The organism is uncultured Parasphingopyxis sp. (genome assembly GCF_937129435.1).
Lineage (GTDB): Bacteria > Pseudomonadota > Alphaproteobacteria > Sphingomonadales > Sphingomonadaceae > Parasphingopyxis.
Genome location: NZ_CAKZNF010000037.1, coordinates 47,646 through 63,199, shown reverse-complemented (window position 1 = coordinate 63,199; position 15,554 = coordinate 47,646). Strand labels below are relative to the sequence as shown.

General features: G+C 65.2%; 19 protein-coding genes. 12 read left to right on the top strand and 7 right to left on the bottom strand.

Going from position 1 to position 15,554, the window contains the following annotated elements; all coding sequences use genetic code 11:
* The first annotated feature begins 30 nt into the window (after window positions 1-30).
* From Q0139_RS07580 to Q0139_RS07535, 10 genes are all read left to right on the top strand, one after another.
* Window positions 31-900, top strand: coding sequence for a 3-hydroxyacyl-CoA dehydrogenase NAD-binding domain-containing protein (locus tag Q0139_RS07580; RefSeq protein ID WP_298019721.1), 870 nt, complete (start codon window positions 31-33; stop codon window positions 898-900).
* A complete protein-coding gene (locus Q0139_RS07575; RefSeq protein WP_298019720.1) occupies window positions 897-1,517 on the top strand; it encodes a class I SAM-dependent methyltransferase in 621 nt (206 codons plus the stop codon). The genes Q0139_RS07580 and Q0139_RS07575 overlap by 4 nt, the downstream gene beginning before the upstream one ends.
* Before the next feature lie 34 nt (window positions 1,518-1,551).
* Window positions 1,552-2,505, top strand: a complete 954-nt coding sequence (locus tag Q0139_RS07570) for a carboxymuconolactone decarboxylase family protein (protein ID WP_298019718.1) — start codon at window positions 1,552-1,554, stop codon at window positions 2,503-2,505.
* A gap of 94 nt (window positions 2,506-2,599) precedes the next feature.
* Window positions 2,600-3,763, top strand: a complete 1,164-nt coding sequence (locus tag Q0139_RS07565) for an epoxide hydrolase family protein (protein WP_298019716.1) — start codon at window positions 2,600-2,602, stop codon at window positions 3,761-3,763.
* 73 nt (window positions 3,764-3,836) lie between these two features.
* Window positions 3,837-4,466 (top strand): exopolysaccharide biosynthesis protein, encoded by a 630-nt coding sequence (locus Q0139_RS07560; protein WP_298019714.1) that lies wholly within the window; start codon window positions 3,837-3,839, stop codon window positions 4,464-4,466.
* A 58-nt stretch (window positions 4,467-4,524) separates the two neighbouring features.
* Window positions 4,525-5,430 carry an acetylglutamate kinase gene (gene argB / locus Q0139_RS07555; protein WP_298019712.1) on the top strand — a complete coding sequence of 302 codons (906 nt, stop codon included), beginning with the start codon at window positions 4,525-4,527 and terminating at the stop codon, window positions 5,428-5,430.
* 101 nt (window positions 5,431-5,531) lie between these two features.
* Window positions 5,532-5,828, top strand: coding sequence for a YggT family protein (locus Q0139_RS07550; protein WP_298019710.1), 297 nt, complete (start codon window positions 5,532-5,534; stop codon window positions 5,826-5,828).
* Window positions 5,829-5,832: 4 nt separating this feature from the next.
* Complete coding sequence (folD, locus tag Q0139_RS07545) at window positions 5,833-6,726, top strand: bifunctional methylenetetrahydrofolate dehydrogenase/methenyltetrahydrofolate cyclohydrolase FolD (RefSeq protein WP_298019708.1); 894 nt, start codon at window positions 5,833-5,835, stop codon at window positions 6,724-6,726.
* Window positions 6,723-7,352: a hypothetical protein gene (locus tag Q0139_RS07540; protein ID WP_298019706.1), complete on the top strand. Its 630-nt coding sequence runs from the start codon at window positions 6,723-6,725 to the stop codon at window positions 7,350-7,352. Before folD ends, Q0139_RS07540 begins: the two co-directional genes overlap by 4 nt.
* Window positions 7,349-7,978: a MarC family protein gene (locus tag Q0139_RS07535; RefSeq protein ID WP_298019704.1), complete on the top strand. Its 630-nt coding sequence runs from the start codon at window positions 7,349-7,351 to the stop codon at window positions 7,976-7,978. Before Q0139_RS07540 ends, Q0139_RS07535 begins: the two co-directional genes overlap by 4 nt.
* Before the next feature lie 16 nt (window positions 7,979-7,994).
* Here the strand turns inward: Q0139_RS07535 and Q0139_RS07530 are convergent, their stop codons facing one another.
* On the bottom strand, window positions 7,995-9,797 hold the full coding sequence (locus tag Q0139_RS07530) for an AcrB/AcrD/AcrF family protein (protein WP_298019703.1): 1,803 nt from the start codon (window positions 9,795-9,797) through the stop codon (window positions 7,995-7,997).
* A 65-nt stretch (window positions 9,798-9,862) separates the two neighbouring features.
* Between Q0139_RS07530 and Q0139_RS07525 the strand changes: the two genes are divergently transcribed.
* Complete coding sequence (locus Q0139_RS07525) at window positions 9,863-10,258, top strand: GtrA family protein (RefSeq protein ID WP_298019701.1); 396 nt, start codon at window positions 9,863-9,865, stop codon at window positions 10,256-10,258.
* A 44-nt stretch (window positions 10,259-10,302) separates the two neighbouring features.
* On the opposite strand, the gene Q0139_RS07520 is transcribed toward Q0139_RS07525, so the two are convergent.
* From Q0139_RS07520 to Q0139_RS07495, 6 genes are all read right to left on the bottom strand, one after another.
* The gene (locus Q0139_RS07520) at window positions 10,303-11,379 is read right to left on the bottom strand and encodes a phosphatase PAP2 family protein (protein ID WP_298019699.1); all 1,077 of its coding nucleotides are present in this window, start codon (window positions 11,377-11,379) and stop codon (window positions 10,303-10,305) included.
* A gap of 210 nt (window positions 11,380-11,589) precedes the next feature.
* Window positions 11,590-12,300, bottom strand: a complete 711-nt coding sequence (locus tag Q0139_RS07515; RefSeq protein ID WP_298019697.1) for an MIP/aquaporin family protein — start codon at window positions 12,298-12,300, stop codon at window positions 11,590-11,592.
* On the bottom strand, window positions 12,297-12,803 hold the full coding sequence (locus Q0139_RS07510) for an arsenate reductase ArsC (protein ID WP_298019765.1): 507 nt from the start codon (window positions 12,801-12,803) through the stop codon (window positions 12,297-12,299). The genes Q0139_RS07515 and Q0139_RS07510 overlap by 4 nt, the downstream gene beginning before the upstream one ends.
* 3 nt (window positions 12,804-12,806) lie before the next feature.
* The gene (locus Q0139_RS07505) at window positions 12,807-13,268 is read right to left on the bottom strand and encodes a VOC family protein (RefSeq protein WP_298019695.1); all 462 of its coding nucleotides are present in this window, start codon (window positions 13,266-13,268) and stop codon (window positions 12,807-12,809) included.
* Window positions 13,265-13,606 carry a helix-turn-helix transcriptional regulator gene (locus Q0139_RS07500; protein WP_298019693.1) on the bottom strand — a complete coding sequence of 114 codons (342 nt, stop codon included), beginning with the start codon at window positions 13,604-13,606 and terminating at the stop codon, window positions 13,265-13,267. Before Q0139_RS07500 ends, Q0139_RS07505 begins: the two co-directional genes overlap by 4 nt.
* Window positions 13,607-13,766: 160 nt before the next feature.
* A complete protein-coding gene (locus Q0139_RS07495) occupies window positions 13,767-15,002 on the bottom strand; it encodes an argininosuccinate synthase (protein ID WP_298019692.1) in 1,236 nt (411 codons plus the stop codon).
* 73 nt (window positions 15,003-15,075) lie between these two features.
* On the opposite strand from Q0139_RS07495, the gene Q0139_RS07490 reads away from it, so the two are divergent.
* A complete protein-coding gene (locus tag Q0139_RS07490; protein WP_298019690.1) occupies window positions 15,076-15,495 on the top strand; it encodes a DUF1801 domain-containing protein in 420 nt (139 codons plus the stop codon).
* The last annotated feature ends 59 nt before the right edge of the window (window positions 15,496-15,554 follow it).

Genomic DNA, 15,554 nt, shown 5'->3' with positions numbered 1-15,554 from the left:
GACGCGCGACACAGGATCGAAAGGAACGTCATGAACGGTATCGGAGTGATCGGCGCAGGGCAGATGGGTGCGGGGATCGCGCAGGTTTCGGCAGGTGCGGGCTACAGGGTCTGGCTCTCCGACATCGATCTGGAAACGGCCGAGCGCGCCAAGGAGCATATCGCCGCGCAACTCGGCAAGCTCGTCGAACGCGAAAAAATGGAAGCCCAGGCGCGCGAGACGTTGCTCGACCGGATCGAACCGGTGGGCAGTCTCGAGCCGATGGCGAGCGCGGGCATGGTGATCGAGGCGGCAACCGAGCGCGAGGACATCAAGCGCAAAATCTTCGAGGAGGTCGGCAAGGTGCTCGGCCACAAGGCGATCCTCGCTTCCAATACCTCCTCTATCTCGATCACCGGCCTTGCACGGTCCGCGCCCGATCCCGAACGCTTTATCGGCGTTCACTTCTTCAACCCCGTGCCGTTGATGGGATTGATCGAGGTGATCCGCGGGCTCGCCACGTCCGGCGAGACGGTGAAGACGGTCGAGACCTATGCCAACGCGCTCGGCAAGCGGACCGTCCATGCGAACGATGCGCCCGGCTTCATCGTGAATCGCGTGCTGCTGCCGATGCTCAACGAGGCCTGCTTCGCGCTCGGCGAGGGCGTCGCGACGATCCCCGATATCGATGCCGCCTGCCAGCTCGGCCTCAACCACCCGATGGGGCCGCTGACGCTCGCCGATTTCATCGGCCTCGACACCTGCCTGCATATCTGCGGCGTGCTCTATTCGGGCACGGGCGACCCGAAATTCCGTCCGGCGCCGCTGCTCGTCAAATATGTCGAAGCCGGCTGGCTCGGCCGCAAGACGGGCAAGGGTTTCTACGACTATTCGGGCGACGAGCCCGTGCCGACGCGGTGAACGAAGGTCCACCCGACGCCGATCGCAGGCGGCGCAAATGGCGCGAGCGCTGGTCCCAGGCCGAGTTTTCCCGGGACTGGCTGTCCGAGGAGATCGATCCGACTGTCGCGGCGGCGGCCGATAGCCGTTTCTTCCCGGCCGGCGCGCGGTTGCTGGATATCGGGTGCGGCGGCGGCCACATCGCCGCCGCCCTTGCCGGGCGCGGCTATCGGGTGACGGGCATCGATTTTGCCGAGCCGGCGATCGAACAGGCGATCGCGCGTCATGGGGCGTCCGGCAATCCGCAATTTTCGGTCGCCGATTTCTGCGTCGGCGGCAGCGTCTCCGGCCCGTTCGAGGCCGCGCTGGATCGCGGCTGTTTCCATTCCCTGCCGGAATCGTCGATACCGGCCTATGTCGAGAACCTTGCCGAGGTGCTGGTTCCCGGCGGAGCCTTTCTGCTGCTGCACAAGCCGGGCAAGAAAAGTGCGGGCGGTATCGATCCGGCGGGGACATTGCCGGACCGGATCGCGGCCAGCTTTGCACCGGCGTTCGATATCGTGGAAACGGGCAGGGCCGATTTCGGCGGCGAGACCGGAATGGCGCCGGGATTCGCTTTCAAGATGCGCCGGTCGTGACCGGTTCGCGGCGCTTGTGGCGAGCGGCACGCTGATGCCGCATCTCCCCTCGATCTCCGGCCAGATGGCGCTCGGCCCGGCGTTGCGCCTGTTTCCGGTCGCGGGCAACGCGCTGCTGCATTTGCGGTCGGCACTGTTGTTCGCCGGTGCGCCGCTGAGCGAGGGCGAATGCGAGCTGATCGCGACCTATGTCTCGGCACTCAACGGCTGCGACTATTGCGTCGGCTCGCATCGCGGCGCGGCCGAGGCGCAGGGTATTACGCCCCTGTTGCTCGACGACATCGTCGCCGACCCCGCCGCTGCGCGCGACGCGGAGGAAGCGGCGCTTTTCGCCCTGCTCGGCACGCTGACCCACACGCCCTCATCGGTGCGCCCCGCCGATGTCGAGGCGGTTCGAGCGACCGGGCGGAGCGACGACGAGATCGCCCATGCGGTGCAGGTCTGCGCGTTTTTCAATGGCATGAATCGCATCGCCGAAGGGCTGGGTCTGGAGCGCGAACCGCGCAGCGCCGCCCATGCCGCGCAGCAAAGTGCCAACCGGGGCGCCGTGCCGGCCGACGCGACCGCCGCGCTGCTGCGCTACCATGACGGTCTGATGCTCGGCCCCTCGCCGCTGTCGATCGGCGAGCGCGCGACGATCGCGGCTTATGTTTCGGTGCTGAACGGCTGCGAGGCGGGGGTCGCCGCGCATCGCGCCGCCGCCCTTCGCGATGACCTGACGGCCGAAAGGCTCGATGCCGTCATCGCCGATCCCGACGCCGCGCCGGAAGCAATGCAGCCCCTGCTCCGCTACGTGCGTGTCCTGTCGCAACCGGGCGGCGCCGTTGCCCAAGCCGATGTCGACGCCGTGTTCGCGGCGGGCTGGAGCGAGGAGGCGCTGTTCCATGCCATTTCGGTCTGCGCGCTGACGCACCAGCTCGACCGGCTAACCGCCTGCCCGGGCATCGCGCCCGACCCGCGGGTTGCGGCGCTCTACGCAGAGCATTGAAAGCTATTTGGCGCGATGGCGGCAGGCTTTCAAGCGGCTATGAGAGGGTCTGGCGCGAACGGCATGTCGTGACATTGTGCATAGAGGGAGATGGATGATGGAAACGGGTCAGGTTCGGGATTTTGCTGTCGGGATCGAAGATTCGGCGATCGAGGATCTTCGGCGGCGGCTTGCCCACGCACGGCTACCCGAAAAGGAAACGGTCGAGGATTGGGATCAGGGCATCCCGCTCGCCTATGTCGAGGAACTGACCGCCTATTGGCGCGACGAATATGACATGCGGCGCGTCGGGACGGTGCTCAGCCAGTGGCCGAACCATCTCATCGCCATCGACGGGCTCGACATCCATTTCCTCCATATTCGCTCGCCCGAGGCCGATGCGACACCGCTGGTCATGACGCATGGCTGGCCGGGCTCGGTGCTCGAATTCGCCGATGTCATCGGGCCACTGACCGATCCGGTTGCCCATGGCGGCAAGGCGGAGGACGCCTTTCATCTCGTCCTGCCCTCCCTCCCCGGATACGGGTTTTCGGGGAAGCCCGAAGCACCGGGCTGGTCGGTGCTCAAAATTGCGATGGCGTGGCGCGCGCTGATGGCGGCGCTGGGCTATGAGCGTTTCTGCGCGCAGGGCGGCGACTGGGGCTCTGCGGTGACGATCGCCATCGGCGCGCTGGCCGGCGAGAATATCGACGGCGATCCGTGCCGCGGCATCCATTCCAACATGGTGTGGGTGACGCCGCCCGACGAGGTGATGGCGAACCCGACCGAGGAGGAGCAGGCCGGGCTCGACCGCATCGCGTGGTATCGGACCAAGGATCACGGCTATTCGACGCAGCAAAGTACCCGCCCGCAGACGCTGGGCTATGCGCTGGCCGATTCGCCGGTCGGGCAGATGGCGTGGATCGTCGAGAAGTTTCACGGCTGGTCGGACTGTGGCGGCCACCCCGAAAACGTCTATTCGCGCGACCGGCTGCTCGACAATGTCATGCTCTACTGGCTGACCAACTCCGCCGCCTCCTCGGCGCGGCTCTATTGGGAGAGCTTCAATTCGGGCGAGATGCCGCAAATCCACATGCCGATGGGCGGCAGCATCTTTCCGAAAGATATCCTGACCCCCTCGCGCCGCTGGGCGGAGAAGACGTTCCGCAACATCGTCTATTGGAACCGGCTCGAACAGGGCGGCCATTTCGCGGCGATGGAGCGGGCCGAGCTGTTCGTAGAGGAATTGCGCGCCTGGCAGCGGGCTGCGACCGGCTGAACATTATTTCATCGGGTTTTTCGCGGCCTGCCGGAACCCTTTCGCCATTTCAGTGCGTTATAGAATTCACGCCATGGCCGAACACACCCTCCCTTCCCATGCCGAACATCCGCTCGAAGATGTGCTCGACGATGCGATTCATGCCGCGCATGGCGAGAAGGTGTGCCTGACCGACCTGCTCGACGAATATGGCACGCGCAGTTTCGGTCCGATCCTTGTCATCGTTGCGCTGATCATCATTTCGCCGGTCGGCGGCATTCCGTTGCTCCCGGTCGTTTTGGGTGCGATCGTCTCCTTACTCTCGGTCCAGCTTGCGTTCGGTGCCAAACACCCTTGGATGCCGCAATCGATGCGCAAGATTGGTTTCGACAAGCAGAAGATGATCAACTTCCGCGAGAAGGAGGCCAAATGGCTTGAGCGTGGCGACCGATTCATCCAGCCGCGGCTCGAATGGGTAGCAGGCAACGGCACGTCCTGGCTGATTGCGCTATGTCTTATCTTCCTATCGGCGATGATGGTGCCGATGGAACTCGTGCCATTCGCCGCCACCGTGCCCGCCATTGCGATGCTGTTCTTCGGCATTGGCCTGACGGCGCGCGACGGCGTCATGACGCTACTCGGCTTCGCGACGACCATCCCCAGCATTTGGCTGACCTGGTACTGGTGGCCCTTCGGCATGCCGGGCGGCTGGGTCAACGGCTAGGCGGCACGGCGCCAGTTCGTACTGGAAACCGGCGGCGCGACCTGCAAAGAAGCGCGCCATGACCGACGATCACGCCCCCGATCCGCAGCAGCTTGCAAAGGCGGAGACGCTTGTCGAGGCGCTGCCCTATCTGCAGCGCTTCGCCGGCGCGACCTTCGTCGTCAAATATGGCGGCCATGCGATGGGCGACGCGCAGGCTGCGCACGATTTCGCGCAGGACATCGTTTTGCTCAAGGCGGTGGGCATCAACCCGGTGGTCGTCCATGGCGGCGGGCCGCAGATCGGCGCGATGCTGGAGAAATTGGGCGTTGAGAGCGAATTCGTCGACGGATTGCGCGTCACCGATGCCGAGACGGCGAAGGTTGCCGAGATGGTGCTGTCCGGTGCGATCAACAAGGAGCTCGTCAGCTGGATCGGGCAGGCGGGCGGCCGCGCAGTCGGCATTTCGGGCAAGGATGGCGGTTTCCTCCGTGCGCGAAAGATAGAGCGGACGGTGCGCGATCCCGAATCGAATATCGAACGCGCCGTCGATCTCGGCTTTGTCGGCGAACCGGTGGCCGTGGATCGCAGCATCATCGACACGATTTCCGAAGCGGGCATGATTCCGGTCGTCGCGCCGGTCGGCGTCGATGGCGAAGGGCAGACCTACAATATCAATGCCGATACCATGGCGGGCGCGGTCGCCGGGGCGATGGGCGCGAAGCGGCTCTTCCTGCTGACCGATGTTGCCGGGGTGCTCGACAAGCAGGGCGCGCTGCTGACCGACCTCACGCCCGACGCCATCGGCGTGCTGAAGTCGGACGGCACGATCTCCGGGGGCATGATCCCCAAGCTCGACACGTGCATCGACGCGGTCGAGGCGGGCGTGGAGGCGGCGGTGATCCTCGACGGCCGCGTGCCGCACGGGCTGCTGCTGGAGTTCTTCACGCGTGCGGGCGTGGGCACGATGGTAAGGAAGGTCTAGGTCCTCCCCGTGCCGGGGAGGAACCACATACTTCCGCCTCCCCGCATTGAACCCCGCCCGCCCAGTCGCTAGATGCGGGGCTCCGCACGAGGAGCCAGTCCATGCTTTACGCCCTGCTCGGCGTTGTCATCCTGCTGATCCAGATCATGATCTGGGTGATCATCATCCAGGCCGTGCTGAGCTGGCTCGTCGCGTTCAATGTGATCAACACCTATAATGCGGGCGTCCGGCAGTTTCTCTACCTGCTGGAACGCGTGACCGACCCGCTCTACCGGCCGATCCGCGCCTTCATGCCCGATTTCGGCGGCATCGATTTCTCGCCGATCGTCGTGATCCTGTTGCTGCACCTGTTGACGCGATTCCTCGTCGATCTGCAGCCGCAGCTGATGACGGTGTAGCGCCATGGCTGCCGAACGCATCGACGGAAAGGCTTTCGCCGCCGCCCTGCGCGAGCGCATCGCCGCCGCCGTCCCCGCCTTTTCGCGCGAGGCCGGCCGGAAGCCGGGGCTTGCCGTTGTGCTCGTCGGCAACGATCCGGCGAGCGAGGTCTATGTCCGTTCCAAGGGCAAGGCCACGGTCGCGGCGGGGATGAAGAGTTTCGAACACAAGCTCGACGCCGATATCGGACAAGAGAGCCTCATCGCGCTCATTCACCAACTCAACGAAGACGAGGGCGTCGATGGTATCCTCGTCCAGCTGCCGTTGCCGGACGGTTATGATGAGGGCGAAGTCGTCGCCGCGATCGATCCGGCCAAGGATGTCGACGGGCTGACGGCGGAGAATGTCGCGCGGCTCGCGAACAACGAACCCGGCTTGCGGCCCTGCACGCCCTGGGGCTGCATGATGCTGCTGCACGACCGGCTCGGGGACGACCTGTCGGGCCTCGATGCCGTGATCATGGGCCGCTCGCAGCTCGTCGGACGCCCGATGGCACAGCTTCTCGTCAACGCCAATTGCACGGTCACCATCGCGCACAGCCGCACACGGAACCTCGAAGAGATCGTGCGCCGTGCCGATATCGTCGTCGCCGCCGTCGGTCGCCCGGAGATGGTGCGCGGAAGCTGGCTCAAGGACGGCGCGGTCGTCGTCGATGTCGGCATCAACCGGCTCGACCCCGAACCGGGTCAGGAGCGCGGGCGGCTCGTCGGCGACGTCGCCTATGAGGAGGCCGATCATGTCAAGGCGATCACGCCGGTGCCGGGCGGCGTCGGGCCGATGACGATCGCCGTATTGCTGCGCAACACTCTCGTCGCCGCCCACCGCCGCGCGGGGCTGCCCGATCCGGAGGGGCTGTGATCGCGCTCGCGGCGCTACTGCTGGCGGGGTCGGCCGAGCATGATGCGGCGGCCGAAGTGATCGCGGCCGAGCGCGCGTTTGCCGAAGCGGCGCAGACCGACGGCCAGTGGACGGCGTTCCGGCGGTTTGCCCGTGGCGACGCGGTGATGTTTGCGCCGAACGTCGGCTTTGCTTCCGAGATTCTCGATGGCCTTTCCGATCCGCCGATCTCGGTGCGCTGGTGGCCGGCGCGAACCTTTATTTCGTGCGACGGCACGATGGCGGTCAATACTGGACCCTGGGTTCGGCCAGGCAATCGCGTTGGTTATTTCGTGACGGTCTGGGCGCGGCAGGCAGACGGCAGCTGGCGCTGGACGCTGGACGACGGCGCCGACCTCGATATGCCGGTGGCGGCAGGGGAGCAGCCGACGGTGCGCCGCGCCGCGTGCGACGGCGAATTTCGCCGGTTTCGGACCGGCGCGCCCGCAGGCGCCTATATTCCGACGCACGGAAGCTCCGCCGACCAGACCTTGCGCTGGAGATGGGAACGCGAACGGGGTGGCGGTTCTGTTCTGACGGTCACGATGTTCAACGGCGACGAATTCGAAACGGTGATCGAACACCGGACACCGGCACCCGCGCGATGATCGAGCTCTATCTCTCCGCGCTGACGACCTTTTTCGTCATCATCGATCCGCCGGGCAACGCGCCGATTTTCGCGAGCCTGACGACGGAGGCGAGCGATACGCAGCGCCGATCGATGGCGATCCGCGCGATCATCGTATCCTCGCTCATCCTGCTGTTCTTCGCGCTGCTCGGAGAGCAATTGTTGGGCGCGCTCCATATCAGCCTCGATTCCTTCCGCATCGCGGGGGGCATCATGTTGTTCCTGATCGCGCTCGAAATGGTGTTCGAGAAGCGCACGCAGCGGCGCGAGGACCGGGCGCAGAAGATCATCGACACGCCCGAGGTCGAGGACGTCTCGGTCTTTCCGATGGCGATGCCGATGATCGCGGGCCCCGGCACGATCGCGGCGGTGATGCTGATGGAGGCGCGCAGCACGGGGCTGACCGAATCGCTCGTCGTTCTCGGCGCGATGGCAACGGTTTTGCTGCTGACGCTGCTGGCGCTGCTCGGCGCCAGCCCGATCATGCGGCTTCTCGGCGCGCGGATCGAGGCGGTGATCACCCGGTTGCTCGGTGTGCTGCTGGCGGCGCTCGCGACGCAGTTCGTGGTCGATGGAATCGGCGGGACGTTCGGGATCGGCGGCTGAGCCGTGCGTTTCAATTTTACTCGACGACGCGCCATAACCTGTAGGGCGAGCCTTCGGGCAGCGCGACCGATACCAGCCAGGATGGCGCATCGTCCGAAACAAGCCGGTTGAACGTGCGCCCCTCGTCCTCGACGCCGTAGAGCCAGTCGCCCTTCATGCCGGGACAGATGAGCACATAGCTCGCGCTGTAACGCTCCACGGTTTCGCGCAGCCGCGCCTCGTTCCCGCCCAGACCTTCGAAAACGTCCATCATGGCCTCGCCATTGCGATGATAGGGACCCGCGATCGCATTGTGATGGGTGCCGACGATCAGGCGCGGCGACAGATCGACGGGCGCGACGATCGTCGCGGGCGGCAGGCGGTCGAGCGCCGCCATGGCCTCGAGCGAACCGCAATCGGCTTCGGCGGTGTCGCTGGCTTCGCTCTCCGCCGCGTCGGCGTCGGGCACCATGGCGATCGGGACAACGGCCCAGAGCCCGGTCATCACGCCGATGGCAGCGACGGTGCCGAAGACGCGAACGAGCATTTGGCCCGAGCGCCGCATCGGCGGGATGATCGCCATCCCGAGCAGCGCGGCGCCGGGCACGGCGAGGAGCTGCGCGGCGGGCGCCGTACGGACCTGCCAGAAAAGGAGCAGGATACTCATCACCGCCATCGCGGCCAGCGCGAGCAGCGGTGCGAAGCGGGCCATGTCCGTCCGCGCGCGCCACAGGCCGATGGCGTAACCCGCAAGGCCGGAGAGCGGCAGCGCGATGACGATCAGCGCCTTCTGCCAGTCCTGCCGCCAGATCGGCCGGGCCTCCTGCACATTGTCGAGCCAGAGCGCTTGCAGTTCGGGGCTCACGCCTTCGGGGCGGCCGAGGCAATCGGGCCAGAGCAGCGCAAAGCCGATGGCGATCAGCGCTCCGGCGATCCCTGCGAGCATCAGCCGGACGACCCAGCGTTCATTGCGCGTGAGCGAGAGCAGCGCCAGCGCCGCGCCCGCCGCCGCAACGGCCGATAGCCAAACGGGCGAGAGCGCGTCGCAGACGGGCGCGCGATTTGCTTCCGACGCGAAGATCAGGAAGGCGATGCCCGATCCGCCGGCAAGGCTCGCGCCATAGGCGGCGATGCGTCTGGCGTGCTCCTGCGAGCGCACCCAGAACAGCGCCGTCGCGCCGCCGATCAGCGCGAGGAAGATCAGCATTTCGAGCCCGATGGCGAGCGACAGCGCGGACGCGATTCCGCTCGTCACACCGCCGCGTGCCGGACGTGGATCGGCAAGCCCCGCCAACGCCACGGCCAGCAGTGCGAGCTGCCAGCCATGATGGTCGATCCGCAGCGGCATCCACATCGGCATCAGGATCCCGGCGCAGCAGGCGGCGAGCAGCGCCAGCGGCCAAGCATGTGGTGCAACCAGCCGCCGCGCGATCAGCGCCAGCGCGATGAGGCCGATGGCGAAGGGGATCAGCGGCGCCAGCGCGACGGCCCAGCGCTCGGCCATCTCTGCGCCGACCACTGGCGTCAGCAGCAGGTCGATCGCGGCGATGGGCAGGTCCGGCAGGCGCGACCAGTGGATATCGGCGCCCTCGGGCGGGGCGAGGTGATATTGGCGAAGGTCGTACCAGCCCTGCCCGTCGAGCCACGCGCGAACCTGCGCCAGCCGCAAATTATCGTCGGTATCCCCAAGGCCGAGCGCCATCACGCTTTGCCATTTGGCGAGCAGCGTGACGCACGAGACCAGCGCCCATGCGACGAGTGTGCCGATGAGCCAATGGGCGCGCCAGAAGCGGTGATCCGCCATGTCCCGCGCGTCCGCGCCGGTTCCTGCCTCCGTCATGCGGGCATCCATAGGAAAGAAACGTTAACTATCTTTGCCTAATCCTGCCTGCGATGGAGCGCGCCATGCCTTTTTCGCCCGAGCTTCGGCGGCAGATCGTCCGCTATGCGATCAGCGGCGGCGCGCTGACGGCCTTTTACGCGGGTGTGTACTGGGTTTCGGCCGTCCCCGTGCGGATCGACCCGATGATCGCCAACGTCATCGCCTTCGGTGCGACGGTGGTGATCGGCTATCTCGTCCATTCGCGCTGGAGCTTCGAAGGCCATGGTAGGCGCGACCGCCCCGTGCGGAGCGGTGTGCTGTTCCTCGCCGTGAACCTCGCAGGCTTTGCGCTCAACAGCTTTTGGGTGTGGTTGATTGCGGTGCGAATGGGCGCGTCGCCGAGTTGGCCGCTCGTGCCGATCGTCCTCGTGACGCCGTGGCTGAGTTTCTACCTGAACCGGCGTTGGACGTTTCGATAGTCAGACGTAGAGCGGCGACCTCGCGTTAGCGAGGTTCTGACAAATCAAGCCGCCGCCAGCTTGCTCCAAGGATGCACCGGTCTCGCGATGGCGTCCGCCAATCTTCCCGACAGCTTCCAAAACCCGATCACCAGCACCGCCGAGACGATTCCGTCCAGCCCGTAGTGCCAGCCGAGATAGACCGAGCCGACCCAGATCAGCACGGCATAGGCGCTGAGCGCATAGCCGGCGACTCGGCTGAAGCGGAAGGCGGCGATGGCGAAGAGCACCGACAGGCCGTTATGGACGCTCGGCATGGCGGAAATGCCGCCGCCGATGACGAGCCCGTCGGCTTCGCGGGCGTTCAGCAGGCCCTGCATGTTCGACAACGCCTGGACATGGCCGCCGCTTGCCTCGAGCGCGGCATTGTGCGCGTTCAGCACCGCCATCATCTCGGCATAGCTTTGCTGCGGGGCGACGAGCAGGTTGTAGAAGCACGGCCCCGCCGACGGCATCAGGAAGGCCATCACGCTGCCGAGACCGATCCAGACGAACAGATAGGTCAGCAGATATTGCGTGCGCAGCCGGTAATGCGAGGCGCCGAGAAAGGCGCAGACCATGACGCCGACCGACATCGGCACGAACCAGGCGTGATAGGATGCATCGATCAGGCCGGTCGCCGTCGGCGATCCGAACCAATCGTGGAAGAAACGCCAGCCGTCCTGGCCGAAGAACAGCCAGCGGTCGGCCTCGGCGAAAACCGGGTCAAAGGCGAAACCCTGCGTTGCGAGGATCTTCTGCTTGAATGCGTTGAAGCTCGTCAGCAGCATCGCGAAGAGAATCGGCGGCCATAGGGTGCGCGCAAGACGGTTCTCGTCCCATTGCGTTTCGAACCAGCCGCGGATCAGGACGAAGGGCGAGGGCGCCGTGCCGTCTTTTGCCGGACGGTTCTTCCAGAGCATGCCGGCCGTCGCGAAGATGCCCACGGCGAACCAGAGCGCGAAGCCCATGCCGAGATAGGTGCGGAAGAGCAGCCAGAAATCGGACGGGTTCACATAGCCCGATCCGAGTACGGCGCAGAAAAAGAAGCCGAGGACCAGAAAGCCCCAGAGCGCCGCGCGCGCTTCGCGAAAATCGGTCATCGCCCCGCCTTTGCTGGCCGCCTGAATTGCGGTCGCTTATCGCGAAAAGGGCTGAAATTTTGGTTAAGGAAGGGTTGAAGGGTGACCCTTGAACCCGGCCTTACGTCATTGCGAGCGAAGCGAAGCAATCCAGGGCAACAAACCGCAGCGCTCGTGGCCCTGGATTGCTTCGTCGCCTTCGGCTCCTCGCAATGACGAGGAACTCGCTTTCTAGGGAAGTTCTTTCGCGAACAGCCACCCGCCCAACGCCGCCGCAAAAAGCGCACCTGCAATCTGAGCCAATACGAAGCCCGGCACATCGGCGGGTGCGATCCCGGCGAACGTATCCGACAGCGAGCGCGCAATCGCGATCGCCGGGTTGGCGAAGCTCGTCGAGCTGGTGAACCAGTAGCCGGCGGTGATGAACAGCGCGACGGCTGGGGCCACCCATTCGGGGCGGTAGCGGACGGCGCCGAGGATGGTGAAGATCAGGCCGAATGTCGCGATTCCCTCGCCAAGCCATTGCCCGCCGCCGGTGCGCGTCTTCTCCGACCATTGCAGGATGTCGAGGTCGAACATGTAATGCGCGGCCCAGACGCCGAGGATGCCGCCGGCGAGCTGTGCCCCGAGATAAAGCAATCCCTCGCCCATTCCGATCTCGCGCCGGATCGCGGCCACGAGCGTCACGGCCGGGTTGAAATGCGCGCCCGAGATCGGCGCCAGCATCGCGATCAGTACGAACAGGATCGCCCCGGTCGCCAGCGTGTTGCCGAGCAGCGCGATGGCGACATTCCCGCCCGACAGCGTCTCGCCCATGATCCCCGATCCGATCACGACGCAGAACAGGAAGAAGCTGCCGATCGCTTCGGCGCCCAGCCGTCGCGCCAGCCCCGGATGCGGCGCCGTGCGCGGCACCTCGTCGCGGATCATTTCCTCGGTCATCGGGTCGCGCCTTCGCTCCGCCCGATGGTGTCGAGCTCGTCCTTCAGGCTCATCGCATCGATCGCGTCGAGCGGCAGCGCGGTGAACAGCGAGATGCGATTGCGCAGAAACATCATCGCACGCTCGAACGCCGCGCGCTGTCCCTCACCTTCGACCGTGGCCGGATCCTCGATCCCCCAATGCGCGCTCATCGGCTGGCCGGGCCAGACGGGGCAGGTTTCGCCCGCCGCATTGTCGCAAACGGTGAAGACGAAATCGAGCTGCGGTGCACCCGGTTCGGCAAATTCGTCCCAGCTCTTCGAACGCAGGTCATCGGTCTTGAAGCCATTTCGCGCGAGCAGGTCGAGCGCCATCGGATGCACTTCACCGCGTGGCTGGCTGCCTGCGGAAAAGGCCTGGTAACGCCCTTGGCCTTCGCGGTTGAGCAGTGCCTCGGCAAGGATCGAGCGCGCCGAATTCCCGGTGCACAGGAACAGCACATTATAGGTTCGATCGGTCATGATTCGCTATCCGCAGCAGCGCGCTCCGGACGCCTTTTCGGCCGGCCGGAGATCTTCATCTTCATTCGCATTGTCCATCACAAAGGCCGCGGGCGTGCCATATTCGCCGGTGCGTTCGTGGGTCAGGAACGTCTCCCAGCGCACACCGTCCGGATCGGCGGTCCAGTTCTTCGTCGATCGGGCATGGCAGCAGGTCGTCTCGCCCTCGTCGAATACGGCGCCGCCCGCTTCCGCGACCCGGCCGAATTGCGCTTCGAGCTCGTCCTCTTCGGCGACCTGCACGCCGAGATGCGACAGGCCGGCGGTTCCGGCGCCCTGTTCGATCACGAAATTGACGCGCGGATCGTCGAGCAGCCACTGGACATAGCGCCCACGCTCGAAGGTCGGTTCGCTGCCGAACAACGCGCTGTAGAAGGCGCGCGAGCGTTCGATATCGCTGACGGCGAGGCTGACATGCAGGCGTTTCATGAGGCAATCCTTTCGAGGCTGCCGGAAAGGGCGTCGACGCATCCCGCTCCGCCGCAGCAATTTTCCATAAGGTAGGCGACGAGCCGGTTCATCGCCGCATAATCGGCGCTGTAGATCAGCGAGCGCCCGTCGCGGCGGCGGACGATGAGCCCGGCGCGTTCGAGATGGGCGAGATGGAAGGAGAGAGAGGATTTGGGCATGGCGAGCCGTTCGGCGATATCGCCGGCGGCAAGACCCCCGCTCCCCGCCTGCACGAGCAGCCGGAAGATGGCGAGCCGGTGTTCCTGCGCCAGTGATCCGAGCGCTTCGATTGCTTGGGTGGATGATAGGTCGGCCAATTGCGATCTCCGATTCGATAATTCCAGAAATATCGAAATAAAGAATCGAAGTCAACCCTCCCTCGCCCGGAGAAGGCAGGGGTTTTCCGAATTCCAACCGGAGCGCGGCCTCGCAGGCTGGATCAGATTCCGGCCTGCGCCGGAACGACGCTGTTTGCGCTTATTTCTTCAGCCGGAGCCGCTGCCCCAGCAGCCTCAGCCGTAGCGCGTTCAGCTTGATGAAGCCCTCGGCATCGCGCTGATCGTATTTGCCGGCATCGTCCTCGAAGGTGACGACGTCCTGGCTGTAGAGGTTGAAGCGGACGTCGGCCTTGCGCCCGACCAGATGCACGCCGCCCTTGTAGAGCTTCAGCCGTACCGTGCCGGTCACCTGCTGCTGGCTGTGGTCGATCGCCGCCTGCAGCATCTCGCGCTCGGGGCTGAACCAGAGACCGTTATAGATGAGCTCGGCATATTTCGGCATCAGCTCGTCCTTTAGGTGCATCGCGCCGCGGTCGAGCGTGATCTGTTCGATGCCGCGATGCGCGGTCAGCAGGATGGTGCCGCCCGGCGTTTCGTACATGCCGCGCGATTTCATGCCGACGAAGCGATTCTCGACGAGGTCGAGCCGGCCGATGCCGTGCCGCTTGCCATAGTCGTTGAGCGCCGCGAGCAGCGTTGCGGGGCTCATTGCCTCGCCGTCGATCGCGACCGCGTCGCCGCGTTCGAAATCGATCTCGATATATTCGGGCGTGTCGGGCGCGTCCTCGGGATGGTCGGTGCGCGAATAGACGTAATCGGGCGTCTCTTCCCACGGATCCTCCAGCACCTTGCCCTCGCTCGACGTGTGGAGGAGGTTCGCATCGGTCGAGAAGGGCGCCTCGCCGCGCTTGTCCCTGGGCACCGAGATCTGGTGCGCCTCGGCGAATTCGATCAGCCTGGTGCGGCTCGTCAGGTCCCATTCGCGCCACGGGGCGATCACCTTGATGTCGGGGTCGAGCGCATAATAGCCGAGCTCGAAGCGGACCTGGTCGTTGCCCTTGCCCGTCGCGCCGTGCGCCACGGCATCGGCCCCAACCTCGTGTGCGATCTCGATCTGACGCTTGGAAATGAGCGGCCGCGCGATCGAGGTTCCGAGCAGATACTGGCCTTCATAGACGGCATTGGCGCGGAACATCGGAAAGACGTAGTCGCGAACGAATTCTTCGCGCAGGTCGTCGATAAAGATATGCTCGTCCCTGACGCCCGCCGCCTGCGCCTTGCCGCGCACGGGTTCGAGCTCCTCGCCCTGGCCGAGATCGGCGGTGAAGGTCACGACTTCGCACGCATATTCATTCTGCAGCCATTTCAGGATGACGCTGGTGTCGAGCCCGCCCGAATAGGCGAGGACGACCTTTTTGATGCTCTTGTCGCTCATGCCGGTGCTCCGCTAGATCGAACGGGCGGGCTAAGGCGGGATGCGAAGCGGCGCAACAGGAAAGGGCAGGGCGATGGCGGAAAACAAGACGAAGGAAACCGAAGCGAGCGTTGCGGATTTCATCGCCTCGGTCGAAAACGACCAGCGGCGCAAGGATGCCGAAACGCTGATCCCACTGTTCCGCCGCCTGTCGGGACGGGAACCGAAAATGTGGGGCCCGTCGATGATCGGCTTCGGCAGCTATCACTACAAATATGAGAGCGGGCGCGAGGGCGACATGCTGCTGACCGGATTCAGCCCGCGCAAATCGAACCTGGCGCTCTATGTGGGTGCGGGGCGGGCCGATCCGGAACTGATGAAGAAGCTCGGCAAGCACAAGACGGGTGCGTCGTGCCTCTACGTCAACAAGCTCGCCGATATCGAAATGGACGTGCTCGAACAGCTGATCGCCGCCGATATCGCCTATATGCGGGCAAACTACGACACGACGTGAGATTCCGTCGACGAAAGGTGTGATCCATTCAACAGCGCGAAAGAGCGCCGTCCCTAAAT